Below are 22,719 nucleotides of genomic sequence, written 5' to 3' on the forward strand. Positions count from 1 at the left end.
CGAACCAATGAAACCCAAAAGCGTCTTAAACGGGCTTCCCGTTTATCAGCCAGGAAAACCCCTGGAGGAAGTGAAACGGGAGCTGGGACTTTCTGAAGTGATTAAGCTGGCATCCAACGAAAATCCATTCGGTTGCTCACCGCGGATTTGGGAGTCGCTGCAGGAGGAAGCAGCCCAAACCGCATTGTATCCGGAAGGGTCGGCTCCTGAATTGCGGGAGAAGCTCTCCTCCCACCTGGGGGTGGATCCCGAGAAGATTTTGTTTGGAAACGGGGCGGACGAAGTGATTCAGATGATCGCCCGGGCGTTTATGGAACCGGGTGTGGAAGCGGTGTTGGCAGATCGCACCTTTCCCCGTTACCAAACCCAAATCGTGATCGAAGGGGGAGAGCCCGTCGAGGTTCCCCTGAAAGAGGGTGTTCATGATCTGGACGCGATGGCCCAAGCCGTCACAGACCGAACTCGGATCGTCTGGATCTGCAACCCCAATAATCCGAGCGGAACCATCATCACCCAAGAGCAATTGGAAGCCTTTTTAGCCAAGTTGCCGGAGCATGTGATGGTGGTGATGGATGAGGCTTATTTTGAATATGTGGATGATCCCGCCTACCCGGACACGCTGTCCCTTTTGGAGCAGGATCCGCGATTGGTGGTATTGCGCACCTTCTCCAAAATCTATGGCCTGGCCGCTTTCCGGATCGGCTATTGCGTCGCTTCGGAGAGCATTATCACGGAGTTGAACAAGGTTCGAGAGCCCTTTAACGCTAACCGGATCGCCCAACGAGCAGCACGAGCCGCACTGGAGGACCAGGAGTTTGTCGATCACTGTCGTAAGGCCAATCAGGCCGGCAGGGAGCAGATTCAAAAACAATTGGAGGAATGGGGGCTCTCCTCTTATCCCTCCCAGGCGAATTTCGTTTTGGTAGATACCGGCCGCCCTGCGGATGAAGTTTTCCAATGCCTGCTGCAAAAAGGTGTGATCGTCCGCTCCGGAGAAGCTCTGGGTTATCCGACCCACCTGCGGGTGACTGTCGGTGATGAAAAACAGAATCGCCGCTTCCTGGAAGCGCTGGCTGTTTGCCTGGATAAGCCTTTAAAGGAACAGCGGGGATGAAGGATGGCAAAAGCGGCGGTTTTAGGAATCGGACTGATCGGCGGTTCCCTGGCTCTCTGTCTGAAGGAACGGACAAGCCTGGAAGTTCACGGTTTTGATACCTCTGAAGAGTCCATTCGCCTCGCCGAAGCGGCGGGAGTGATCCACCGCGGTCACCAGTCGCTGGAGTCGGCGGTACAGGGGGCAGAGTACATTTTTCTGGCGGTTCCGGTGGGGACCGCCCCCCGTCTATTGGACCGGCTAGCGGAACTCCCTCTTCAGACTGGCTGCATCATCAGTGATGTGGGCAGTACCAAAGAGGAGATCGTAAACTACGCCGAAGGCTTTTCCCAGCTCGGGGGAACGTTTATTGGCGGACATCCGATGGCGGGCTCCCATCGTTCAGGGGTGCAGGCGGCTCAATCCCTCCTTTTTGAAAATGCGTATTATGTGCTGACTCCCTTGCCGGAAACACCGTTGGCCGAGGTTCAGAGGCTGAGTGGTCTGCTGGAACGGGCCACTCGCGCCCGGCTGGTGATTATGGCGCCGGAACACCATGATCGGGTGGTAGGGGCGATCAGCCATCTCCCCCATATTGTCGCCGCTGCCCTCGTTAACCAGGTAGCGGGGTACAATGCATCCAATGAGTGGTTTCACCGGTTGGCTGCTGGGGGATTTCGGGATCTCACACGGGTGGCAGCCAGCCATCCGCTGATGTGGCGGGATATCCTGCTGAGCAATCGGAAAGCGGTATTGGGGCTGTTGCAGGATTGGTCAGATGAGATGGACGAAATCCGAAAAGCAGTCGCCGCCGGAGATCATGACCAAATCGAATCCTTTTTCAGACGGGCGAAAGAGGCGAGGGAAGGCTTGCCGGAACGGCGCAAAGGGGTGATTCTGCCCGCTTACGAATTGTACGTCGATGTTCCCGATATCCCTGGAGTGATTGGCCGTGTGGCCTGCCTATTGGGTGATAAAGGGGTCAATCTTCGCAACATCGGCGTGATGGAAAATCGGGAAGACCGCGCCGGGGTATTGCGGCTGGTCTTTAATACCGGTGCCGAATTGGAGAAGGCGAAGCGCTATTTAACAGAATCGGGCTATCAGGTGTTTGATATGGAATCTTAAAATGGAAGGGGGCCAGAGGATGGCAATCTTGCGAATAGAGGAACGGCGGGGGCTTTCCGGAGATGTCAGCGTACCGGGGGATAAATCGATTTCCCACCGGGCGGTGATGTTTGGAGCCATCGCTCAGGGGACCACCCGGGTGGAAGGCTTTCTTCCCGGGGCGGATTGTTTAAGCACAATCGATTGTTTCCGTAAAATGGGGGTCCCGATTCGGCAACACGGCCCCACATCGATCGAAGTGGAAGGAAACGGGTGGGAGGGAATGAAGGAACCGGAGGCGGTACTGGATGTTGGCAATTCCGGGACGACCATCCGGTTGATGCTCGGCATATTGGCCGGCCGTCCCTTCCACACCATCGTGACGGGTGATGATTCGATCGCCCGTCGCCCCATGGATCGGGTGGCCAAACCCCTCCGCCGGATGGGAGCCCGGGTAGAGGGGCGTGCAGAGGGGTCCTATACACCCCTGTCGATCCGCGGCGGGGGATTAAAGGGGATAACCTATCCAAGCCCCGTGGCCAGTGCTCAGGTTAAATCCTGCCTGCTGTTGGCAGGACTGCAGGCGGAAGGACGCACACGGGTGGAGGAACCCTCTCTTTCCCGAGATCATACAGAGCGAATGTTGACCGCCTTTGGTGTACGTGTGAATCGAGATCTGGACGGGGTGTCGGTGGAAGGAGGACAAACTCTACAGGCGCGGGATGTCCGCGTACCAGGAGATATCTCCTCCGCCGCCTTTTTAATGGTGGCCGCACTGATTACGCCGGAAAGTCAGATTACCATCCGAAATGTAGGGCTTAACCCGACGAGGGACGGGATTGTCGACGTGTTGCGGGAAATGGGTGGCGACATCCAAGTCACGCCAAAAGGCGAGTGGTGTGGAGAACCGGTGGGAGATCTCACGGTTACCTACAGCCGGCTCAAGGGGGTGGAGATCGGTGGGAAGATGATTCCCCGCTTGATCGACGAGATTCCCGTGTTGGCCGTCGCTGCCACACAAGCGGAAGGTCAAACGGTAATCCGGGATGCGGCTGAATTGAAGGTGAAAGAGACGGACCGGATTCATATAACCGCACAAGAGCTGCGCAAGCTGGGTGCCCGAGTGGAAGAGACGGATGACGGGATGGTGATCGAAGGGCCCGTTCAACTTACTGGAAACCGTTGTAACAGCCACGGAGACCACCGAATTGGCATGGCTGCGGCTGTAGCCGGTCTGGTGGCCGAAGGCGGAGTTACGGTGGATCAGGCCGATGCCATCGATGTCTCCTTCCCTGGATTTGAAGCTCTTCTCTCTGAGTTATAAGGAAAAAGAAGCATCAATCAGAAAATTTGAAATATGCTGTTGACGAAGTGGAAGTTTCTGATTATAATAAAGGCATAGTATGGTTTCTCTCCACTCCTATCCATATAAATGGCACAAATCGTGCAGCCGCCCTTCGGGCGGTTCTTTTTTTGTCCAACTTCTCATAAAGGTAAAAACAGGGGGGAGGATGATGAGGGGCAGAATCGGCGGCTTAGCTACGGAAATGCTATTTGTGCTGTCGGCGGTGGGGTGTTTAAAAGAATGGGTTTTCCCCTTCTTTATCTGGCAGTGGTTTCCCTCTGCGGACACCGCTTCACAGATGTTGGAGTGGGTTTTCATCGTGGTCGGAGTGATGACCCTCTTTATATATATCGCATTGGGCTCCTCGGCCAAAAACAGTTACGGATTAACAACGGTCTCTTCTTTGGGAGTCTATCTAGCGATTCATCTTCCCTTGTTGTTGGTTGCTCCAACAGGGGGGAATCCGTCTGCGGCGCTGTGGTGGCAGAAGCTCTCCGTTTCCTGGTGGGGCTTGATCGGTGAGGGAGTGGAACTGTTTGTTCCGGCTCGGTGGATGTTCCATCCCTACACCATCTTTCTGTTAGCCGGTGGATTATTTTTGCTCGGTCGATGGGTTCGGGTGGTGGATGAAGAGAATAGAGAAGAGGCAAAACACTTTCGGATGTCACGAGGTCAAGGGGATACCTAAGCGTCTTCTCCTCGGGAATCATGGGACGAGCTCGATCAGGAACACAAAGAGCCTGCGGGCTTTTTTTATGGGATCTCATCTATGTAAACAAGTTTGCGAAACAAACTCCAACTCCTATGAATGTAAGGCTTATGAAGAAGCCATGATAAATAGAGAGAATGTAATCGAAGAGTGAAGGGGCTTTTGGAATGAAATTTGCGGACTTGCTCACATACGCGGATATTGATCATTTAAAACGGATGGCACTCCATTATGGATGTGGGGAAGAGGATCACTCCAAAAATGGGCTGATTTCAAAAATTTTGTTTCACTTAGGCGGTCAGAGTCAACTGAAGGGAGAGCTTGAGGCGTTGTCCCCGGAGGAGTCGCGCTTTTTGCAACAGCTCTGTTTTGATTCGCGAAGTGTATTCAGCATGGAAGAATTGTTGGCGAAAGGAAGCGTCTGTGCCGGTGACAAAGGCAACACACCTAGAGATCTGGTGATCTTAGGGTTGAGGAAGGGGTGGCTTTTTCCTGGTGTCACTGGGAAAAAACGAGCCTTGTTTGAAGTTCCGGAAGATTTGCGGCGCCGTTATCTCCGATTGTTTAAGGAATCGATGCAGGTAGAAGAAGGCCGATGCTTTCCTTCGGCTTATCGGGATGAGGAAGGGTTGCTGGAAGAAGACTTGTTTGCTTTTCTCCATTTTCTTTCTCAGGAGGAGCTGCAATTAACCACCGATGGAGCCATCTACAGACAACAGCAGCGGAAATTGATGAACCGTTTCCATGTGGGGGAGAAGCCGGTATCGGGGAAAGGATGGCGGTTTGGATTTGGGCGTCGCTACCACCAGTATCCGGAGCGCTTTTCTCTTTTGTATGACTATGCCTATTTTCGGGGATACATCCTAGAGGATGAATGGGAGGGACGATTGTACTTGAGTGAAGCGGGAGTGAGGCGTCTCCGTGATCGGGAGCGAGGGGAGGGAGAGGAGCTGTACCGTTTTTGGCTTCGCCTCTACCGCCGTCCAATCCCCCAATTAGCGATTGTCGTGAAGTGGATCGACCTTCTCTGTCAGGACCGCTGGCAACCGACACATAGATGGGAGAATGTGGTCCGAGATTGGCTTCGTCCATATTACTACGAGTCGGAGCAAGATTTGTTTCGACGTATTTTACGGATGATGATGCACCTGGGTCTTTTGCGTATCGGTGAGTCGGATGCGGGAGAAAGGTTGATCAGAATGACACCGATGGGGCATGCCCGGGTATCCGGTATTTCGGGTTTTACGGAAAAGGGATTGGAGAAGCGTTACGTGGAAATTTCTTCGAGGAAATAATTTTGTCCATCAAGCAGGAAAAGCCCCTGATCCTGTGGAATAAACATAAAAGCAACAGTCATAGTTATTAGATACACTATCTGGAGCAGTACCTGATGTCGCTAGTAAATGTCTAAATATTCTCTATCTATCCAGGATGGGGGGATGAAGATGGGCGAATGTGTGACGGTCTCGGAAAAGAAGGAGTTTATCCAATGGTTTTTGAACCGCTATGAGCTGCAAAAAAGGGAGGCAGCCTGGCTCCTCAATTACTTGTGTTCCGACGATCAACTGCTCAGACGCACCCATTTTGTGGATAGTTTGCGCCACCTGCCGAAAACAATCCTGATATCAACCCGGTGTGTCCGCATGACACCCTTTAAGTTCGCCAAGAACAAGCGGGTGAGCGCCGACGTAGAAACAGCTTTTTACGATATACGTTCCAACAAGGAAGAGGACCTTTATATCAGTCTTTGTTTCAAGGATAAGTCCACTTGTCCCGAATATGCCGCTGTATTGGAGGTTAATCCCATGGAAAGACAAGATGTTGTACAGGATACTTTATTCAACCTGCTGGCGGAGATGATCCTCGATGAAGCGGTGCGTGATTTCCGGGAAAAGAATTTGTACCGACGGATCGATGAGGCGCTCAAAAATGGTGACGAACAGCAATTCTTACAATTGACCGAACAATGGCTGGGACTGATTCAAAACAGGCGATAATTCCGATATAATGTCCGGCATATGCCGGACTTTTCTAATTTGGTGGCCTGGGAGGGATGACTTTTGAGGCTTTCCAGTCTGTTTGATTCGGATTGGCACAAATGGGCTCCCTATGTGGATACTCTGCTGATCCCTGTCTATGAGGTGCGCATTCCTGGAAAAGAACCGGATCTTGGCGAAGCGCAAAGAGTGCGGGAAGTAGCGGACGGTGTGGAGCGGGAGTTGTCGGGCAGGCTTCTCTTGCTGCCGGGAATACCCTACGGTTCAGCTGATGATAGCCTGTTGCGACAGTATGTAGAACATACCGTTTGCGGCTTTAAGAAGAGCGGTTTTCACCATATGTTCTTACTCGCCCCCCGCTCTCATGAAGGGCTGCTCACGGAAAATGCGGGGGATGCTTGGAAGCTGTTGACCGTTTCAGGGGAAGAGAGTGAAAGCCGACTGGAGGATGAGGTGGAGGCGATTTGTCAACAGGTGGTCGCCACCTGGGAAACCCAAAACTTTGGTGAATGATGAAAAGGGTTTCGGGACAAAGTATAGCTGATTCCCGAAATCAGCCGGATGCCTTCGTCCCCGTTCTTGACATTGCTTCGGCCCGTTGGCTATCATGAGTATGTCCTAGTAATCCTCATGGTTCCGGTCCGGTTGGACGTTATTGTCGTATAGAGGGAGGTCGGAAGAGTCGTGAGCGAAAAGGAAAATCAGCGGAAGCCGGGAATGTCACGCCGCCGGTTTTTAACCTACACGATAGCGAGTACCGGCGGTTTTCTTGCGTCTGGTGTGTTGTTCCCGATGATTCGATTCGCTGTCGATCCGCTCTTACAAAAGGGAACGGATACGAAGTTTGTGGACGTCGGGCCGGTGGATGAATTCGGCGAATCACCCAAAAAAGTCGAATTCCGCATTCATCGTAAAGACGGTTGGTACCAGAAAGAAGGCGGTGAGAAAGCGACTGCCTGGGTACTGAAGGAAGGTTCCAAAATTTTGGCGCTTTCCCCGATCTGCAAGCACTTAGGGTGCACGGTGAAATGGGAGGGCGGCGGTTTCCAGGATCAGTTTTACTGTCCCTGTCACGGGGGTCTTTACACAAAGGATGGGGTGAATGTCCCCGGAACACCGCCCAATGCCCCACTCGATACTTACGCCTACAAAGTAGAAGGCGGGAGGCTCCTTCTGGGCCCTCTAGAAACACGCGGGGGAGGTGCCTAAATTATGCTGAAAACAGCTTACGAGTGGTTAGACCGGCGGCTGGATATCACTCCGATGTGGAGGGATATCGCCGACCATGAAGTACCGGAACACGTCAATCCCGCTCACCATTTCTCGGCATTTATCTACTGCTTCGGTGGGTTAACTTTTTTTATCGTGGTCATTCAAATCCTGTCGGGAATGTTTCTGACCATGTACTATGTTCCGGATATTGAAAATGCCTGGAAGAGCGTCGATTATCTCCAGAATGAAATCGCATTCGGACATATTGTACGGGGAATGCACCACTGGGGAGCCAGCGTTTCGATTGTTATGCTGTTTTTGCACACCCTGAGAGTTTTCTTCACGGGTTCCTACAAACATCCCCGTGAGTTCAACTGGGTGATTGGAATGTTGCTATTCTTCACCATGCTCGGCCTCGGCTTTACCGGGTATCTTCTGCCCTGGGACAATAAAGCTTACTTTGCCACCAAAGTGGGGATTGAAATTGCGGCCAGCGTTCCGGTGGTTGGTAGCTTCATCGCCACATTCCTGCAGGGGGGAGAGATTGTCGGGGCGCAGACGCTGGCGCGATTCTTTGCCTTGCACGTCTTCTTCCTCCCGGCCGCATTGCTTGGCCTGATGGGAGCTCACTTCTTCCTGATTCGGAAGCAAGGGATCTCGGGGCCGTTATAAGCCGAAGGTTAGGGGGGAAAACATATGGCACACAATGAGGGTAAGGATCAAGAAGTCCACTTTGTGGGTGACTCGAGGGTTCAGGTCAATAAAAACCGACCCGTTCCTAAGGATTATTCTGAGTTTCCCGGTAAGACGGAAGCGTTTTTTCCGAACTTCCTGCTGAAGGAATGGATGGTTGGTGTTGTGGTACTCGTCGGTTTCATGGCTTTGGTCTTGTCTGAAAAACCGCCCTTGGGCCAACAAGCCGACCCGACAAACACCAGCTTCCTTCCGGTACCGGACTGGTACTTTTTGTTCCTGTATGAACTACTGAAATTTAAATGGGCCTCCGGTCCCTTTGTCGTTCTGGGAACCGTCGTGGTTCCGGGCCTCCTGTTTGGCGGGCTGTTCTTGGCGCCGTGGCTGGATCGTGGCAAGGATCGCCGTCCATTCAAGCGGCCGGTCACCACCGGCATCGCACTCCTGACCCTGGTGGCGATCGTTACATTGACTTGGGTTGCGTGGGACGAACATGAAAAACAATTGGCATCCCAACCGAAGGGTACCAGTGAAGATGCGAAAATTGTTCATCCCGAAGATCCCGCTTATGAGATCTATAAGAACAATGCTTGCGTCAACTGTCACGGTCAGAAGCTGGAAGGCTTGCAGGGCCCCGCGCTGAGAGGCATCGGTGACGCGTATACCCCGGAAGAGATCATTACGATCATGGACGAAGGGAAAGGTCAGATGCCTGCCGGTATGTTCCAGGGAACTGAGGAAGAAAAGCGTCAGCTCGCAGAGTGGCTGGCTAAACAAGATCCGCCGAAAGAAGAAAAAGAACAGCAGTGACGGGGATTTCCCCGCACCACCCGGCCCCGTTACGGGCCGGGTTTTCTATTGGAAATGAGGGATGTTCATTGCAGTTACGGTGGTGGTGGGATCGATGGAAAACGGAGCTGGATCGTCGGTGGTTTTTGCAGGTGCTGTTTCTGATCAATCTGGTCGGTTCGATATACGGATTTTACTGGTATAAAAACCAGTTAATCGCCACAGGAAACTGGCTCAACTTGTTTGTCCCTGACAGTCCGACAGCCAGCCTGGCGTTCTCCTGGGTTTTGCTGTTGTATCTCTGTCGCAGGCGGAGTCCATTCTGGGAAGCCTTTGCCGGTGTAACCCTGTTTAAATACGGGATCTGGGCGGTGGCCATGATTCTGGTGGGAGCGGCCCTGGCGGAGGGTCCCTTTCTGCAAGCACTCACCTGGACCGATTGGATGTTGATGGGTTCTCATCTGGGTATGGCCTTGGAAGGTGTCCTCTACAGCCGGTTTTTCACCTTCGGCAGAAAGGAGCTTATTCTTGTCGGGGTTTGGACCCTATTAAACGATGGGGTCGATTACGGCCTGGATCTTCATCCCTGGCTTCCCCTGTCCATGATCGGGTTGGATTCTGCGGTGGCTATTTTTACAATCGGTCTCAGTCTGATCAGCCTTACGCTCTTTGCTATTCTGACTTGGCCGGAAAAAGAAGACCGGAAATGGGAATATACCCTCTGGTTGAATTTCCATTAAAAAAACCAGTTTGTACAGCAAACCAAATATTATATTGGGAACGAACCTGACAAGGTCCGCTTATTGAAAGTTTCATGCCCTCCTCATGTCCGGGTCGGTCATGCATAAGATGATAGAAAATCGTCTTGTCCGGAGGAGGAGGATGTTGTGCCACGGGTGTTATGGGGTTGGATGCTGATCGGGCTGATCTTCCATGTGTTAGTGGGTCCGATGATAGTGATGGCTGAAGAAGGGAACGGTCCGGGAAGTTGGTCCCGTCAGGCGGAAAATATTGATCGGTTGGTGGATGAAGGGAAGTGGGAACAAGCGAAGGGTGAACTGAACCGATTGGCCGACAACTTTTCCAAGGGGGACTTTTCCCAGGAGGATTTGCAAGTGGAGGGAATCGAGTCGCTTTCAGATACATTGGTGGAGTTGGATCGGGAGCTAGTCAGGGTGATGCCACGTCCCGATCGATTGCAATTTGCCTCGGAGCGGATGCGGCTGGCCTTTGATGCTTTGGCCCATCCTCATCAACCCTTGTGGCACCAATATGAGCCGCAGCTGTTGGAAGACATCGCGAGGGTGAGACAGGCGATGAAAAAAAATCAACCGGAGACGGTACGTTCCCGCATCCGGATCATGGTTCGCCACTATGAGCAGTTGGAACCGGCATTGTTCGTTTCCCGAAAACCTGAGGTGGTGGGAGCCGTGGGTTCTATCCTTCACTCCATGGAGCAAACGGTGAAGCGGGAGCCGATGCAAATGAGCCGCCTGCGCACTCCTCTCGATCAATGGGAACAAATGATCCCTCCCCTGATCAAGGGAAAGGATCAGAATGTGTTGGCGGTAGCTCACACAGGCCGTCCTGCCTGGCCGATGTCAGCCGTAATTCTGGGCGGTATTATCGCCAGTGCGTTGTTATATGTCGGTTGGCAAAAATACCGCCACACTCCTGAGGGGGTTATGTCCGGTCATAGGTGAATCCTTCACCTAGCACATCCCGAACATCATGGACCACGACAAAGGCATAAGGGTCGATGGAGTGGACCAGGTTTTTCATCCGGGGCAGCTCGTTGCGGCTGATTACCACATAGAGAACCTCTTTGTTCGTTCCGGTGTAGCCTCCTCGACCTTTGAGCAAGGTGACGCCTCGCCCCATTTGACGATTGATTTGTTCGGAAATGTCGACAGCGGAGCTGGAGATGATCGTGGCGGCTTTGGCGGTGTCCAATCCCTCCACTACAAAATCGATCACCCGCGCTCCGATAAAAACAGCGACTACGGTATACATCGCTTTTTCGCGACCGATGAAGAAGGCAGAAGCGACGATCACCAACAAATCAAACAGAAACATCGTTCGCCCGATGCTCCAACCGAGATATTTATTGCCTAAGCGGGCGATGATGTCTGCGCCGCCGGTTGTTCCCCCGGTACGGAAGATCAGCCCGAGGCCGCTGCCGACCATCACCCCGGTGTACAAGGCAGCGAGCAGGGGGTCATTTACCGTTTCGTAGTTACCTTCGGTCAACCAGAGGGCTACAGAGACGAAGGTGGTACCGATGATGGTGTAGATGAGGGTGCGCTTGCCAAATACCTTGTAGCCCAAAATAAAAAGGGGAATATTAAGCACCAGGATGACCATGCCAGGTGAAAAGCCGTACAAATAGAAAAAAATCAGGGAGATCCCAGTGAAGCCGCCTTCGGAGAGTTTATTGGGAATGGCGAAATAATTGACACCTAGGGCGAAAATCAGGGACCCTAAGAGTATCATCAAGATGGGTCGCACGTGTTTCAACAAGGCTTTCATCGCTTTGCCTCCTCCATGAAAGGATGTTCAGCATGCCTTATTATAATGACCTTCAGGGGGGACGGCAATGAGGTGAGATAATACTCCACCCGGATTCCTTATTATCCGTCAACGGGTTCCGTTCCACTCCGGGAAAAGACAGGTTTGTCTTCATTCTGCGGATCCGTTACGATGAAAGTGGGATGGAGAGGGGGGAGAAAGTTGGACAGCAAGAAAATGAGCGATATGCAGCAGGAAGTGGACCGATACATTTCTCAATTTAAAGAGGGTTATTTTCACCCCCTGTCCATGCTCGCCCGCATGACGGAAGAAGTGGGGGAGCTGGCCCGGGAAGTGAATCATCGCTATGGTGAAAAACCCAAGAAAACAGATGAAGCCGACCGCAGCATGGAGATGGAATTGGGTGACCTCTTGTTTATCATCATCTGCTTTGCCAACTCACTACATATTGATTTAGATGAAGCGTTTCAGTTGGTGATGGACAAGTATAACACCCGGGATGCGAATCGTTGGACTCGAATCGAGCCAGAAGATAAAACGAAAGAGGACCTAGATTAAAAGGAGGGGAGCACGCCCGGTCCCGGATACCGGGCGATGCGATGCTATGAATCCGATTCGTGTAGTTGTGGCCGGCGCAACCGGTCGAATGGGCAGTGAAACAGTAAAGATGATCGCCCGGGAGGAAGGATTGATCTTGACAGCCGCCCTAAGCCGTACCCAAGCAGGGAAGGATGTAGGGATAGTGAACCGGATCGGTGAATGGGGCATTTCCTTGACTGATTCAGTAGAGGATGCCCTGGAACAGGGTCAACCCGATGTATGGATCGACTTTACTACTCCCGAACAAGTCAAACGAAACGTGGAGCTGGCGATTGACGCCGGTGTACGGCCTGTTGTGGGAACTTCCGGTTTGACTGAAGAAGAGATCAAACAACTGGACGAGCGTTGCCGGGAACAAGGGATTGGCGGTATCATCGCTCCTAATTTTGCCCTGGGTGCAGTCCTGATGATGGTGTTTGCCTCCAAAGCGGCCAAATATTTGCCGGATGTAGAGGTGATCGAGATGCACCATGATCAAAAACTGGATGCCCCCTCCGGTACCGCGATGAAAACAGCAGAGCTGATTTCCCGCGAGAGAGAAGAGAAAAAACAAGGGCACCCGGAGGAGAAGGAAACTCTAGAAGGAGCCCGCGGGGGTTACCGGGATGGATTTCGTATCCACAGTGTCCGCCTTCCCGGCCTGGTAGCCCACCAGGAGGTTCTCTTCGGAGGGCCAGGGCAGCTGTTGACCCTCCGGCATGATTCAATGAACCGGGAATCGTTTATGCCGGGAGTCAAGCTGGCGGTGGAGGAAGTGATGAATCGAACCGGCCTGATCTACGGTTTGGAAAATGTGATGGATCTCTAACACAAAAAACCCACCGTCGCACCGCGACGGTGGGTTTTTTGTCAGTAAAAAAACTGAAATGTAAACAAGTTTGTTTCACAGACCTATAAATCGTTGGGCATCAAGCTTCTCAACAAGCCTGATTCCACCTTGGGTTTCTTGATTTCGGTTTTTAAAATGGAATATAATGAAGTCAATTCAAAAAGACAACCTTTGACACAGGTCGCTTCCCGCGCGGTAGGGTGTACCGGGTGGGTTTTTTAGCGCATTGTTTGCAGTGCGTGTGATCGGTCGATGGTACGTGACCATTTATTTTTACAGAGTATGGATCGAGAAAGGGCAGAGGAGGAACGGTATGAGGATCGCGCTGATCGCCCATGATGAGAAAAAGGAAGAGATGGTTCGATTTGCAATCGCTTATCAGGAGCTATTAACGGACCATGTATTGTACGCCACGGGAACGACAGGGTCCCGTATAGCGGAAGCTACAGGGCTATCCGTTCATCGATTTTTGTCCGGCCCCTTGGGAGGGGATCAACAGATCGGAGCTTTACTGGCCGAAAACCGGTTGGACTGTATCATTTTTTTACGAGATCCATTGACTGCACAGCCTCATGAACCAGACATTTTAGCACTTTTGCGCCTGGCTGATGTCCATGAGATTCCGGTGGCTACCAATCTTGCTTCAGCTGAGATCTTTATACGGTCCATGAAGCAAGGGGACTTAGATTGGAGACATGTGATCCGAGGGGAAAGGGGAGATGAATAATGGAAGGCTCGGCAGCTAAAGTGGAGCTACTCGCCTTCGGGGCCCATCCCGATGATGTGGAGATCGGAGCCGCTGGCATTTTAGCTTGCCATGGGGCGATGGGTATCTCAACGGCCATCTGTGATTTGACCGACGGGGAGCTATCTACGAACGGGGATGTGGCCACTCGTAGGAAAGAAGCAGACCGGGCCGCGGAGATTTTAGGTTTGTCCGGACGCTATCGTGCGGGTTTTCCGGACAGGGGCTTGAAGGGATCCGACGAGCAGCTGGAATGGATGGTTCGTTTGATTCGGCGACTGCAACCGAGAGTGGTGCTGGCCCCGCACTGGGAGGATCGGCATCCGGATCATACTGCTTGCAGTCGCATGGTGCGAGAGGCGGTGTTTGATGCAGCGATCCGAAAAAAAGCAGCCGCGCAAGGAGAGGCTCCCCACCGGGTAGAGCAGCTTTTTTTCTATTTTATCAACAATACCGGACAAGCCGATGTGATTGTGGATGTCAGCGATGTCTATAAACACAAACAAGAGGCGATTCTGGCTTTTGAAAGCCAATTTGTACCGGGCCCGGACCGTCGGGATACGCCGCTGAATCGTCCGACTTACATCCCAATGGTGGAAGGGCGAGATCAGATCTGGGGACATCAGATCGGAGTCACCTACGGGGAAGGATTGGTTAGCGCCCAACCGATTTCCATGAGTTCATTAGTTTAAGTAGGGATGGGAGGAGAATTCATGCGTATCGGAATCACTTGTTATCCTAGCCACGGTGGATCCGGGGTGGTAGCCACGGAATTGGGGAAATTGATGGCGGAACGGGGCCACCAGGTTCACTTCATTTCCTACGATATGCCATTTCGGCTGGGTCGTTTTTACCATAATGTCCATTACCACGAGGTGGAAGCCAACCGCTATGCGGTGTTCCGTTTTCCCCCTTACGATTTGGCGTTGGCTAATCGGATGGCCCAGGTGGCAAAAATGCATGACCTGGACGTTCTCCATGTTCATTATGCTGTTCCTCACGCAGTGTGCGCGTATCTGGCCAAGCAGATGGTAGGAGATTCATTGAAGGTGGTGACCACGTTACATGGGACGGATATTACAGTACTTGGTGAGGACCCGTCCCTGAAGGATATCATCTGTTTTGGAATCAATAAAAGTGATGCGGTAACTGCCGTCTCCGATGATCTGATTCGGCAGACTCAAGAGTTGTTTTGTGTGGATCGTAAGTTGAACCGAATCTATAATTTTGTGGATCCACGGGTGTACCAACCGATCGATGTCTCGGATATCCGTTCCCAGTACGCAGGCCCGGACGAGAAGCTCTTATTACATATTTCCAATTTCCGGGCTGTCAAACGGACAGACGATGTAATCCGGATCTTCGCAACAGTGACGTCTCAGCTTCCTTCTCGTTTGCTCCTGGTCGGGGAGGGGCCAGAATGGTCCCATTCCCTGGAGTTGGCCAAGGAATTGGGCCTTGAAGAGCGGATCACTTTTCTGGGAAAACAGGATGAGGTGGCCCGCTTGATCTCCCTGGCGGATTTGTTGCTGTTACCCTCTGCTAAAGAGAGCTTCGGCCTGGTGGCGTTGGAAGCAATGGCTTGTGGTGTGCCTACAGTCGGCTCCAATGCCGGCGGTTTGCCGGAGGTGGTGGAGCACGGGGAGACGGGATATCTGTCGGAGATCGGAGATGTGGAAGCGATGGCGGACTATGCGGTCCGCTTGCTGTCGAACCCGGAGCTGTACCGCCGGTTTTCTGAGCAAGGTATTCAGCGGGCCCGGGTTCAGTTTTCCGCAGAGAAAATCGCTGATCAGTATGAAGAGCTGTATCGGCAGGTGATTGATCAATGAACCATTCGGCCCGCGCTTGCGACCAGGTGATGGCCCGGTTGGAGGCGGCGGGATATCAAGCCTACCAGGTGGGCGGGTGCGTTCGGGACCGCTTATTGGGTAAGGAACCGGAAGATTATGATGTCACCACCGATGCCCGTCCGGAGCAAATCCAATCTCTGTTTCCCAAAACGGTTGCTACCGGTATCGCTCACGGAACAGTGACTGTCTTGCAGGATCGGGTGGCGGTTGAGGTGACTACGTTTCGGAAGGAGACGGGGTACAGTGACCACCGGCGACCGGACCAGGTCATCTTTGTTTCCCATCTGAATCAGGATTTGGCCCGTCGTGATTTCACTATTAATGCGATAGCAATGGATCGAAGGGGGAATATCTTCGATCCATTTGGCGGAAGGAAGGATCTTACGGAAAAAGTGATCCGCACAGTGGGGCCAGCAACGGATCGATTCGCGGAAGATGCCTTGCGAATGGTGCGAGCGCTTCGGTTTTCCGCCCAGTTGAAGTTTCGGTTAGCGGAGTCGACCCTCACCGCCCTCTGTCAACAGAAAACTTTGCTTCAATATCTGCCGGTGGAACGGATCACCCAGGAATGGGAGAAATGGTGGAAAGCTGAGGAACCTTCCCGAGGGCTGCAATGGTTGTGGGAATTGGATCTATTTGCTCATCTGCCCCCATTTTTAAACTGGCCACAGCCGATTCCGCCGCCCTCGATTCCCCTGCAGCGAGTGGACCAGGTCCGTGATCGTCGGGTCCGTTGGAGCCTGCTACTGTATTTATGTCGTGTTCCCTCCGAGGAAGCGAAATCTTATCTAGCGGGCTTTCGCCTGCCATCGAAAGAGGTACGGAAAATCGCTTTGATTTATCAGTTGGCGTTGGCGGAGCGGTTTCCTTGGACGGATTCCACAGCCGGAAAAAAGAAGCTGTTGAGGATGGGGTTGGAACCGGTCCAAGCCGCACTGACAACGGCATCCAAGATCGGAGGGTGGAGTCGGCGGGAAGAGGAAACAAGCCTTGCTGAGCTGTGCAAGTGGTACCAGGAAATGCCGGTGCATAGTTCGAGGGAACTGGCCGTCAATGGCCGGCAACTGTCCAAAGCTGTCGGCCGCACGCCTGGACCATGGACGGGACGGGTGTTGCGAAGCCTGACGGAAGCTGTCGCTCTCGGAGAGATCCCAAATCGACAGGATGCACTGATACAGGAGGGATGTCGCCTTGTCCAGTCGGATTCGTGAACAGTTGTTATCCCTGCTCTTGGAGCAGGGAGATGCATTTACATCGGGAGAAGAGATCAGCCGCCGCCTGCAATGCAGCCGGACAGCGATCTGGAAACAAATTGAAGAGTTGCGGAAGGAAGGGTATCAAGTAGAAGCTCGTCCCAAGAAAGGATATCGGTTAGTGCACCGTCCGGATCGGGTGGCTCCGGAAGAACTGAAACCCCATTTGCGATCCCAACGGTTTGGATGGTCCATCCAGTACCATTCCCAGGTACTCTCCACTCAGCTTATAGCCCATGACTGGGCTCGGAAAGGGGCGAACGAAGGGTCGTTGGTACTGACTGAGGAGCAGACGAAAGGAAAGGGGCGCATGGATCGGGCTTGGCACTCACCGCCACATTCAGGGATCTGGATGAGCCTGATTCTTCGACCGACGATTACCCTAGCCCAGGCCCCCCAATTGACCCTGATGGCGGCAGTGGCCCTCACCCGGGCACTCCGGCGGGAAACGGGATTGGACATCCGAATTAAGTGGCCCAATGATCTGTTGATCAATGGTCGCAAGTTTTGCGGCATCCTGACGGAAACCCGGGGTGAACAGGATCAAGTCCAGTATGTTGTGCTGGGAATGGGCATCAATGTGAACACCCTGGAGGACTTCTTGCCCGATGAGCTGATGAAGGTTGCGACCTCGCTGGCGATCGAAGGAGGGCGAACGTACCATCGGGTGACGCTGATCGCATCAATCCTTCAATCCCTGGAGGAATTTTACGATGCTTATTTAAAACAAGGCTTTGAGCCCGTGCGGATTTTGTGGGAGGAGTATGCGGAGACGATCGGACGAGAGGTAAGGACCGAAACGTCCCAGGGAACGATTGCTGGGATGGCCGTCGGATTGGACCCTTCGGGAGCATTATTGATCCGTCATCAAGACCACCTTCAGCCCGTCTATTCCGCCGATATCGATTAGCATGGGGAATGGGTTGTCAGAGGGGAGAAGATGGTTTAACCTGAAAAGGGAAGCGGCGGCATCATATAGAGCCGCACGCTGCAACCTGTTTATTCTCAGTTTTCGGCCAAGTATAAACAAAATCTGCTCTGAGCCCTCGGGGACGGAGACAGGGGTAAGTTGGAAAACCGACACCTTCTGGCTTCCTTTTGATGGGCCGAAAGGTGTTTTTGTTTTTCTCCCTCTGCCTCCGGAGCGCATCACACAAGGAGGTTATGAGTCGTGTCACTCCAGAAAACCCGCGTGACGCTTCGGACACTGGATCGGATGAAAAAAGAAGGAACCAAAATCGCGATGGTGACCGCCTATGATTACCCATCGGCCAAATTGGCGGATGCCGGCGGTGCCGACCTGCTTTTAGTCGGGGATTCCCTGGGAATGGTGGTCCTCGGCTATGAGTCGACGGTGCCGGTGACACTGTCGGATATGCTGCACCATACCCAGGCAGTGGTTCGAGGGGCCGATCGTCCGCTAGTGGTCACCGATCTTCCCTTCCTCACCGCCCACCTCAGTCGGGATGAAGTCCTGAAAGCGGCGGGGCGGATTATACAGGAAGGAGGAGCGGGTGCAATCAAGGTAGAGGGTTGTGAAGAAGTGTTGGCAGGAATCCGCGCTTGTGTTGGAGCGGGGATCCCGGTGATGGGACATATCGGGTTGACGCCCCAAGCGGTACACCAGCTGGGCTATCGTGTTCAGGGGAAAGACCTGGCATCCGCACAGAAACTGGTTGAAGAAGCGGAGCGATTGACTGACGCAGGGGTGTTTGCTCTGGTTCTGGAATGCGTTCCGGAAGAGGTGGCCGCACAAATCCAACAACGGTTGCCGATTCCGGTGATCGGCATTGGAGCGGGCCGTCACTGCGACGGACAAGTCCTTGTCTACCACGATCTGTTGCAATACGCCAGCGAAATCCGTCCCTCCTTTGTCAAAACCTACGCTAAGATCGGAGATGAAGTGGAGCAGGGGATTCGCCAATATGTACAAGAGGTACGGCAAGGGACCTTTCCCGGCACAGATCACATCTATTCGCTGCCCTCCGCGGTGAAGGAACGTTTATTTAGCAAGGAGGGAGAAGAACGATGACCACCACCGTGAACCAGATCGCGACGATGCGGAGGATCTTGCAAAAAGAAGGGAGACAGAAGAGCTTGGGGTTGGTTCCTACCATGGGTTCTCTGCACGAGGGTCACCTCAGTCTGATCGAACAGGCGGCACAGGAGTGTGACCGAGTGGTGGTATCGGTTTTCGTCAACCCGCTTCAATTTGGGCCCGGGGAAGACTTGGACCGCTACCCTCGGGATTTGGAGCGGGACGTTCGCCTGGCGGAAGAGGCAGGGGCCGACTGGGTGTTTGCACCAAGGGTGGAGGAAATGTATCCCTCGGGTATCCGCACTACCGTCCAGGTCTCTCGCCTGACAGAACGACTGTGCGGAGCCCATCGGCCGGGTCATTTTGATGGAGTCGCCACTGTGGTCTCTAAATTGTTCCATATCATCCAACCAGATAAGGCTTATTTTGGTCTGAAAGATGCCCAGCAGGTAGCGGTGATTCGCCAAATGGTGGACGATCTCAATTTTCCCGTCCAGGTGATCCCCTGCCCGACCGTCCGGGAGGAAGATGGGCTGGCGATGAGCTCCCGCAATCTGTATCTTTCCCCGAAGGAACGCAAGCTGGCTGCTGTGATTCCTCAAGCCCTCGATGACGCAACCCGGGAAAGAGAAGCCGGCAGACTAAAAACCCCGCAAGAGGCTATCAAGCGGATTCGCGATCATATGGAAACCATCCCGGAGCTGGTGATCGAGTATGTGGATGTATTAAGTTACCCCGAGCTGGAGCCCGTTCCATCCATTGAAAACCGATCAGTGATTGCCGCGGTGGCAGTCCGGTTGGGCCATACGCGTCTAATCGATAATCGGATCTGGTCAAAAGAGGGGAGGCGGTGACCGTGTTTCGCACCATGATGAAGGCTAAAATCCATCGGGCTACGGTAACCGAGGCCAACCTAAACTATGTAGGCAGTATCACCATCGATGCGGATTTGTTGGAGGCGGTGGATATTCTGCCCCATGAAAAAGTACAAGTGGTCAACAACCAAAACGGTGCTCGCTTGGAAACCTATGTGATTGCCGGGGAGAGAGGGAGCGGTATCCTTTGTTTAAATGGTGCCGCAGCCCGTCTGGTTCAACCTGGGGACCAAGTGATCGTGATGTCTTACGCAACGATGACTGAGGAAGAAGCCCAAAGCCACCGCCCCCGGATCGCCATCATGGATGACCGGAATCGACTTCTCGAATTGCGGAGGGGAGAAGCTCACAGAACGGTGGTGTAATAAAGACCAGTTTGTATCACAAATCCCTAATAACTTTTATCCATCTTTTCACGGGAACCCTTTGGGTTCCTTTTGTTTTTGCTTGCGCATGGATTCACCCCCGTGGGAGATACTCTGAAAGAGTCCCTGTAAAAAGGAGGGTGGAGAATGATCCAGCAGTGGCTGCAGCAGATCAAGCAGCGGTTATCCGATATCGAAGCCGATTACGAACAGGCCACTCCCAATGACCGTTGTCGGTTGCGAGAGGAATTTCACCAGCTCCACCAAGAGGTTCACGATCTGTTGGAGGGATGGATCCTTTTGGAGGAACATGTTGCCTCCATCTTGAAAATCCATCCGGATCTGGCAGAGGAAGAGGAGGAGCTGGGAGAGGAGTTCTACCTAGATAGACAAGCGGTTCGTTCCTTCCGGCAGGGTCAGGGGTATTATCAACTGCAGATGTTTACAGAAGCCCGTCCTTATTTTCGCGATGTGGTTGAAAAAGAACCGGAGTTTCTACTGGGACGGCTGTACTTGGCTTTAAGCGATTTTCAACAGGGGAAGTGGATGGAGGCCTACCGGCAATTTCAGTTGGTGGCCGTCACCTCCGACTCCCCTCGTTTCAGCGCTTTCGCCCATCATATGTTGGGTTGCATCCATGTACAGCGCAACCAAGACGAACTGGCCATTAAACAGTTTGAACGGTGTCTGTCTACAGATGAGGAAAGTGGAGACGGAGATACCTGGTTTAACTTAGGCGCCTGTTATTTCCGTCTGGAACGTTACCACGAGGCGATTCCCCTCTTTTTCCACGCACTTCGCCACGACGAGGAAGACTGGGAGTCGATGTATTATCTCTCGGTTTGCTATGAACAGGCGGGACATCGGGAAAGCGTCCTCTACTGGAGAATGGCCGCATACCAAAAAGCCCGTCACCCGGCCGTGATGGAAGCTATTGCCCGCCATTTTGAGCAAATGGGCGATACGGGCCAAGCGATTCTCTGGTACGGAAAATTGGTGACAGCCGAACCGAAGAAAGCCAAGGGTTACCACGGGCTCAGTTGGAACTTATGGCTGCAAGGGAGAAAGGAAGAGGCATATGCCGTGCTGCAAAAAGGGCTGACGCTGGAACCGAAACATGAGGATCTTTTGTTCACCTATGTCTGGTATTTATTGCAATCCGGGGATGAAAAACAGGTGCAAAAAGCTCTGATCCGATTACCGCAGCATTTGGCGGAACACCCGTTATGGCTCGTATTACAATCCCGCCTCTCCCTCAACCTAGAGGATTACGATCACGCGGAAGCCGTGGCGCGGCAGGTGATCGATTCGCCGGATCCCTTGAACCGCTCTCTGGGGTACTACCAATTGGGGCGGGTGCATCTGGCCAGACAACGGCCTGCTCTTGCGATCGATTCTTTTCGAAAAGCACGGGAGTTAAGTCCCCGTTGGGAGGAGCCCATCTTTTATGAAGGACTGTGTCATTTATTAAATGGCCAGACGGACCGCACCCGGCAATGTTGGGAAAACCTTCCCTTGGAAAAGAAACATTCGGTTCTCTAGGAGGATTCCGTTATGCACACCATCTGGAAAGGCTCCATCAGTTTCGGACTGGTCAACATCCCGGTCCGGATGTTTACCGCCACACAATCAAAAAGTGTTTCCTTTCGCAGCCTCCATAAAAAATGTAAAACCCCGATCAAGTATCATCGCTACTGTCCCACCTGCGAAGAGGACATCCCTTGGGATGAAGTGGTGAAAGGGTACGAGTATGCCGACAATCAGTTTGTGTTGATGGAAAAGGAAGAATTGGAATCGATCCTGCCGGAGCAGCGGAAATCGATTGAGATTATGGATTTTGTGAAGCTGGAAGAGATCGATCCGATTTACTTCGATAAAACGTATTACCTGGGCCCCGGTGATAACGGAGATCGGGCGTATTCATTGCTGCGGGATGCGATGGATAAAACGGGTAAAATCGGAGTGGCTAAGATCACGATCCGGTCCAAACAATCGCTGGCAGTGGTCCGCGTGTATCAAAACTGTTTGGTGATGGAGACGATCTTTTACCCGGATGAGGTGCGGGACGCCGGGCAAATACCTGATGTCCCGCAGAATCTGGATCTGCCAGAAAAAGAGATGGATATGGCAGAACAATTGATCGAAAATTTAACTACCCAATTCGACCCGGATCAATATCAGGACGAATACCGGCAGGCCGTGGAGGAAGCGATCGACAAGAAAATCAAAGGGGAAGAGATTGTGGAAGCACCGGAAAAACAACCGGAACGAGTGGTGGATCTGATGGATGCACTCAAAGCCAGTCTGGAGGAATCAGGAAGAAAAAAACGAAAAACAGGCGGCAAGAAAGCCGCCAAATAAGTTCGCGATTTAAGTACCTTTCCAATAGCGAACATGTTTTTCTTCCCCGGTGGGTTTGGTTTTGACTACGCGTCCTTTTTTATCCAGAAATACTTCCACCTTGCGGTAGTGCTCTACTTCCCAATTCCTTTCCTGGGTGGTTCCTTGGTATTGCAGCTGAATCTCCGAGCGGAGTGCCGTCTGCCCCGGTTTGGCCGAAGCGGGGATCACACCCGCGGGTTCCACCTGGTGTCTGACGATCAATATGCCGACCAGCATCAGATTGATAGCGATCGCCGTCACCAAAAGGGCTTGGATCCAATGGTTTTTCGCCATCCCTCATCCGC

26 protein-coding genes are annotated in these 22,719 nt (G+C 52.8%); 24 read left to right on the top strand and 2 right to left on the bottom strand.

The genetic code is table 11. The features are described 5' to 3' along the window. The first annotated feature begins 7 nt into the window (after nucleotides 1-7). The 12 genes from hisC (at nucleotide 8) to BLP91_RS07755 (ending at nucleotide 10,648) form a co-directional block, all read left to right on the top strand. On the top strand, nucleotides 8-1,114 hold the full coding sequence (gene hisC, locus BLP91_RS07700) for a histidinol-phosphate transaminase (protein WP_091568539.1): 1,107 nt from the start codon (nucleotides 8-10) through the stop codon (nucleotides 1,112-1,114). Nucleotides 1,115-1,117: 3 nt separating this feature from the next. After that, nucleotides 1,118-2,221 carry a prephenate dehydrogenase gene (locus BLP91_RS07705; protein ID WP_091568542.1) on the top strand — a complete coding sequence of 368 codons (1,104 nt, stop codon included), beginning with the start codon at nucleotides 1,118-1,120 and terminating at the stop codon, nucleotides 2,219-2,221. A gap of 25 nt (nucleotides 2,222-2,246) precedes the next feature. After that, entirely contained in the window at nucleotides 2,247-3,524 is a 1,278-nt protein-coding gene (aroA, locus tag BLP91_RS07710) for a 3-phosphoshikimate 1-carboxyvinyltransferase (protein ID WP_091569381.1), read from the top strand. Nucleotides 3,525-3,714: 190 nt separating this feature from the next. Next, a complete protein-coding gene (locus tag BLP91_RS07715) occupies nucleotides 3,715-4,233 on the top strand; it encodes a hypothetical protein (RefSeq protein WP_091568545.1) in 519 nt (172 codons plus the stop codon). A gap of 188 nt (nucleotides 4,234-4,421) precedes the next feature. Then, nucleotides 4,422-5,549, top strand: a complete 1,128-nt coding sequence (locus BLP91_RS07720) for a hypothetical protein (protein WP_091568547.1) — start codon at nucleotides 4,422-4,424, stop codon at nucleotides 5,547-5,549. Nucleotides 5,550-5,699: 150 nt separating this feature from the next. Next, on the top strand, nucleotides 5,700-6,251 hold the full coding sequence (locus BLP91_RS07725; protein WP_091569383.1) for a ReoY family proteolytic degradation factor: 552 nt from the start codon (nucleotides 5,700-5,702) through the stop codon (nucleotides 6,249-6,251). A 63-nt stretch (nucleotides 6,252-6,314) separates the two neighbouring features. Then, complete coding sequence (locus BLP91_RS07730) at nucleotides 6,315-6,764, top strand: DUF2487 family protein (RefSeq protein ID WP_091568550.1); 450 nt, start codon at nucleotides 6,315-6,317, stop codon at nucleotides 6,762-6,764. A 171-nt stretch (nucleotides 6,765-6,935) separates the two neighbouring features. Next, a complete protein-coding gene (locus BLP91_RS07735; RefSeq protein WP_091569194.1) occupies nucleotides 6,936-7,460 on the top strand; it encodes a Rieske (2Fe-2S) protein in 525 nt (174 codons plus the stop codon). A 3-nt stretch (nucleotides 7,461-7,463) separates the two neighbouring features. Then, nucleotides 7,464-8,135: a menaquinol-cytochrome c reductase cytochrome b subunit gene (gene qcrB / locus BLP91_RS07740; protein ID WP_091569196.1), complete on the top strand. Its 672-nt coding sequence runs from the start codon at nucleotides 7,464-7,466 to the stop codon at nucleotides 8,133-8,135. 24 nt (nucleotides 8,136-8,159) lie between these two features. Continuing rightward, a complete protein-coding gene (locus BLP91_RS07745) occupies nucleotides 8,160-8,966 on the top strand; it encodes a menaquinol-cytochrome c reductase cytochrome b/c subunit (RefSeq protein WP_091569199.1) in 807 nt (268 codons plus the stop codon). A gap of 68 nt (nucleotides 8,967-9,034) precedes the next feature. Beyond that, nucleotides 9,035-9,685 (top strand): DUF1405 domain-containing protein, encoded by a 651-nt coding sequence (locus BLP91_RS07750; protein ID WP_091569202.1) that lies wholly within the window; start codon nucleotides 9,035-9,037, stop codon nucleotides 9,683-9,685. A 147-nt stretch (nucleotides 9,686-9,832) separates the two neighbouring features. Beyond that, complete coding sequence (locus BLP91_RS07755) at nucleotides 9,833-10,648, top strand: sporulation protein YpjB (RefSeq protein WP_091569205.1); 816 nt, start codon at nucleotides 9,833-9,835, stop codon at nucleotides 10,646-10,648. Here BLP91_RS07755 and BLP91_RS07760 read toward each other — a convergent pair. After that, on the bottom strand, nucleotides 10,629-11,474 hold the full coding sequence (locus tag BLP91_RS07760) for a YitT family protein (RefSeq protein WP_091569208.1): 846 nt from the start codon (nucleotides 11,472-11,474) through the stop codon (nucleotides 10,629-10,631). The two genes, BLP91_RS07755 and BLP91_RS07760, sit on opposite strands and share 20 nt — an antisense overlap. A 171-nt stretch (nucleotides 11,475-11,645) precedes the next feature. Between BLP91_RS07760 and BLP91_RS07765 the strand changes: the two genes are divergently transcribed. The 12 genes from BLP91_RS07765 (at nucleotide 11,646) to ku (ending at nucleotide 22,393) form a co-directional block, all read left to right on the top strand. Next, nucleotides 11,646-12,032: a nucleotide pyrophosphohydrolase gene (locus tag BLP91_RS07765; RefSeq protein WP_091569211.1), complete on the top strand. Its 387-nt coding sequence runs from the start codon at nucleotides 11,646-11,648 to the stop codon at nucleotides 12,030-12,032. Between the two features lie 46 nt (nucleotides 12,033-12,078). Further along, nucleotides 12,079-12,882, top strand: a complete 804-nt coding sequence (gene dapB, locus BLP91_RS07770; RefSeq protein WP_091569214.1) for a 4-hydroxy-tetrahydrodipicolinate reductase — start codon at nucleotides 12,079-12,081, stop codon at nucleotides 12,880-12,882. 334 nt (nucleotides 12,883-13,216) lie between these two features. Beyond that, nucleotides 13,217-13,630, top strand: a complete 414-nt coding sequence (gene mgsA, locus BLP91_RS07775; protein WP_091569217.1) for a methylglyoxal synthase — start codon at nucleotides 13,217-13,219, stop codon at nucleotides 13,628-13,630. Further along, on the top strand, nucleotides 13,630-14,340 hold the full coding sequence (gene bshB1, locus BLP91_RS07780; RefSeq protein ID WP_091569219.1) for a bacillithiol biosynthesis deacetylase BshB1: 711 nt from the start codon (nucleotides 13,630-13,632) through the stop codon (nucleotides 14,338-14,340). Before mgsA ends, bshB1 begins: the two co-directional genes overlap by 1 nt. 6 nt (nucleotides 14,341-14,346) lie before the next feature. Next, nucleotides 14,347-15,480 (top strand): N-acetyl-alpha-D-glucosaminyl L-malate synthase BshA, encoded by a 1,134-nt coding sequence (gene bshA, locus BLP91_RS07785; protein ID WP_091569222.1) that lies wholly within the window; start codon nucleotides 14,347-14,349, stop codon nucleotides 15,478-15,480. Beyond that, nucleotides 15,477-16,712 (top strand): CCA tRNA nucleotidyltransferase, encoded by a 1,236-nt coding sequence (locus tag BLP91_RS07790; protein WP_091569225.1) that lies wholly within the window; start codon nucleotides 15,477-15,479, stop codon nucleotides 16,710-16,712. The genes bshA and BLP91_RS07790 overlap by 4 nt, the downstream gene beginning before the upstream one ends. Continuing rightward, the gene (locus BLP91_RS07795) at nucleotides 16,693-17,664 is read left to right on the top strand and encodes a biotin--[acetyl-CoA-carboxylase] ligase (protein WP_091569227.1); all 972 of its coding nucleotides are present in this window, start codon (nucleotides 16,693-16,695) and stop codon (nucleotides 17,662-17,664) included. Before BLP91_RS07790 ends, BLP91_RS07795 begins: the two co-directional genes overlap by 20 nt. Before the next feature lie 261 nt (nucleotides 17,665-17,925). Beyond that, a complete protein-coding gene (panB, locus tag BLP91_RS07800; RefSeq protein ID WP_091569230.1) occupies nucleotides 17,926-18,786 on the top strand; it encodes a 3-methyl-2-oxobutanoate hydroxymethyltransferase in 861 nt (286 codons plus the stop codon). Further along, nucleotides 18,783-19,646, top strand: coding sequence for a pantoate--beta-alanine ligase (gene panC / locus BLP91_RS07805; RefSeq protein WP_091569232.1), 864 nt, complete (start codon nucleotides 18,783-18,785; stop codon nucleotides 19,644-19,646). Before panB ends, panC begins: the two co-directional genes overlap by 4 nt. A 2-nt stretch (nucleotides 19,647-19,648) precedes the next feature. Beyond that, nucleotides 19,649-20,032, top strand: a complete 384-nt coding sequence (panD, locus tag BLP91_RS07810; RefSeq protein WP_091569235.1) for an aspartate 1-decarboxylase — start codon at nucleotides 19,649-19,651, stop codon at nucleotides 20,030-20,032. Nucleotides 20,033-20,179: 147 nt separating this feature from the next. Next, nucleotides 20,180-21,574 carry a tetratricopeptide repeat protein gene (locus BLP91_RS07815; protein WP_091569238.1) on the top strand — a complete coding sequence of 465 codons (1,395 nt, stop codon included), beginning with the start codon at nucleotides 20,180-20,182 and terminating at the stop codon, nucleotides 21,572-21,574. A 12-nt stretch (nucleotides 21,575-21,586) separates the two neighbouring features. Continuing rightward, nucleotides 21,587-22,393: a non-homologous end joining protein Ku gene (ku, locus tag BLP91_RS07820; protein ID WP_091569241.1), complete on the top strand. Its 807-nt coding sequence runs from the start codon at nucleotides 21,587-21,589 to the stop codon at nucleotides 22,391-22,393. A 9-nt stretch (nucleotides 22,394-22,402) separates the two neighbouring features. Here ku and BLP91_RS07825 read toward each other — a convergent pair whose 3' ends face one another. After that, the gene (locus BLP91_RS07825) at nucleotides 22,403-22,708 is read right to left on the bottom strand and encodes a hypothetical protein (RefSeq protein ID WP_091569243.1); all 306 of its coding nucleotides are present in this window, start codon (nucleotides 22,706-22,708) and stop codon (nucleotides 22,403-22,405) included. Between the last annotated feature and the right edge of the window lie 11 nt (nucleotides 22,709-22,719).

Source organism: Melghirimyces thermohalophilus (genome assembly GCF_900102685.1).
In the GTDB taxonomy this organism is placed as follows: domain Bacteria; phylum Bacillota; class Bacilli; order Thermoactinomycetales; family DSM-45169; genus Melghirimyces; species Melghirimyces thermohalophilus.

Bases quoted from the DNA above. Each gene is read 5' to 3' on its own strand.
- hisC (WP_091568539.1), top strand. From the start codon at position 8: ATGAAACCCAAAAGCGTCTTAAACGGGCTTCCCGTTTATCAGCCAGGA.
- BLP91_RS07705 (WP_091568542.1), top strand. From the start codon at position 1,118: ATGGCAAAAGCGGCGGTTTTAGGAATCGGACTGATCGGCGGTTCCCTG.
- BLP91_RS07715 (WP_091568545.1), top strand. From the start codon at position 3,715: ATGAGGGGCAGAATCGGCGGCTTAGCTACGGAAATGCTATTTGTGCTG.
- BLP91_RS07720 (WP_091568547.1), top strand. From the start codon at position 4,422: ATGAAATTTGCGGACTTGCTCACATACGCGGATATTGATCATTTAAAA.
- BLP91_RS07725 (WP_091569383.1), top strand. From the start codon at position 5,700: ATGGGCGAATGTGTGACGGTCTCGGAAAAGAAGGAGTTTATCCAATGG.
- qcrB (WP_091569196.1), top strand. From the start codon at position 7,464: ATGCTGAAAACAGCTTACGAGTGGTTAGACCGGCGGCTGGATATCACT.
- BLP91_RS07745 (WP_091569199.1), top strand. From the start codon at position 8,160: ATGGCACACAATGAGGGTAAGGATCAAGAAGTCCACTTTGTGGGTGAC.
- BLP91_RS07760 (WP_091569208.1), bottom strand. From the start codon at position 11,474: ATGAAAGCCTTGTTGAAACACGTGCGACCCATCTTGATGATACTCTTA.
- BLP91_RS07765 (WP_091569211.1), top strand. From the start codon at position 11,646: ATGAAAGTGGGATGGAGAGGGGGGAGAAAGTTGGACAGCAAGAAAATG.
- dapB (WP_091569214.1), top strand. From the start codon at position 12,079: ATGAATCCGATTCGTGTAGTTGTGGCCGGCGCAACCGGTCGAATGGGC.
- mgsA (WP_091569217.1), top strand. From the start codon at position 13,217: ATGAGGATCGCGCTGATCGCCCATGATGAGAAAAAGGAAGAGATGGTT.
- bshB1 (WP_091569219.1), top strand. From the start codon at position 13,630: ATGGAAGGCTCGGCAGCTAAAGTGGAGCTACTCGCCTTCGGGGCCCAT.
- bshA (WP_091569222.1), top strand. From the start codon at position 14,347: ATGGGAGGAGAATTCATGCGTATCGGAATCACTTGTTATCCTAGCCAC.
- BLP91_RS07790 (WP_091569225.1), top strand. From the start codon at position 15,477: ATGAACCATTCGGCCCGCGCTTGCGACCAGGTGATGGCCCGGTTGGAG.
- panC (WP_091569232.1), top strand. From the start codon at position 18,783: ATGACCACCACCGTGAACCAGATCGCGACGATGCGGAGGATCTTGCAA.
- BLP91_RS07815 (WP_091569238.1), top strand. From the start codon at position 20,180: ATGATCCAGCAGTGGCTGCAGCAGATCAAGCAGCGGTTATCCGATATC.
- ku (WP_091569241.1), top strand. From the start codon at position 21,587: ATGCACACCATCTGGAAAGGCTCCATCAGTTTCGGACTGGTCAACATC.
- BLP91_RS07825 (WP_091569243.1), bottom strand. From the start codon at position 22,708: ATGGCGAAAAACCATTGGATCCAAGCCCTTTTGGTGACGGCGATCGCT.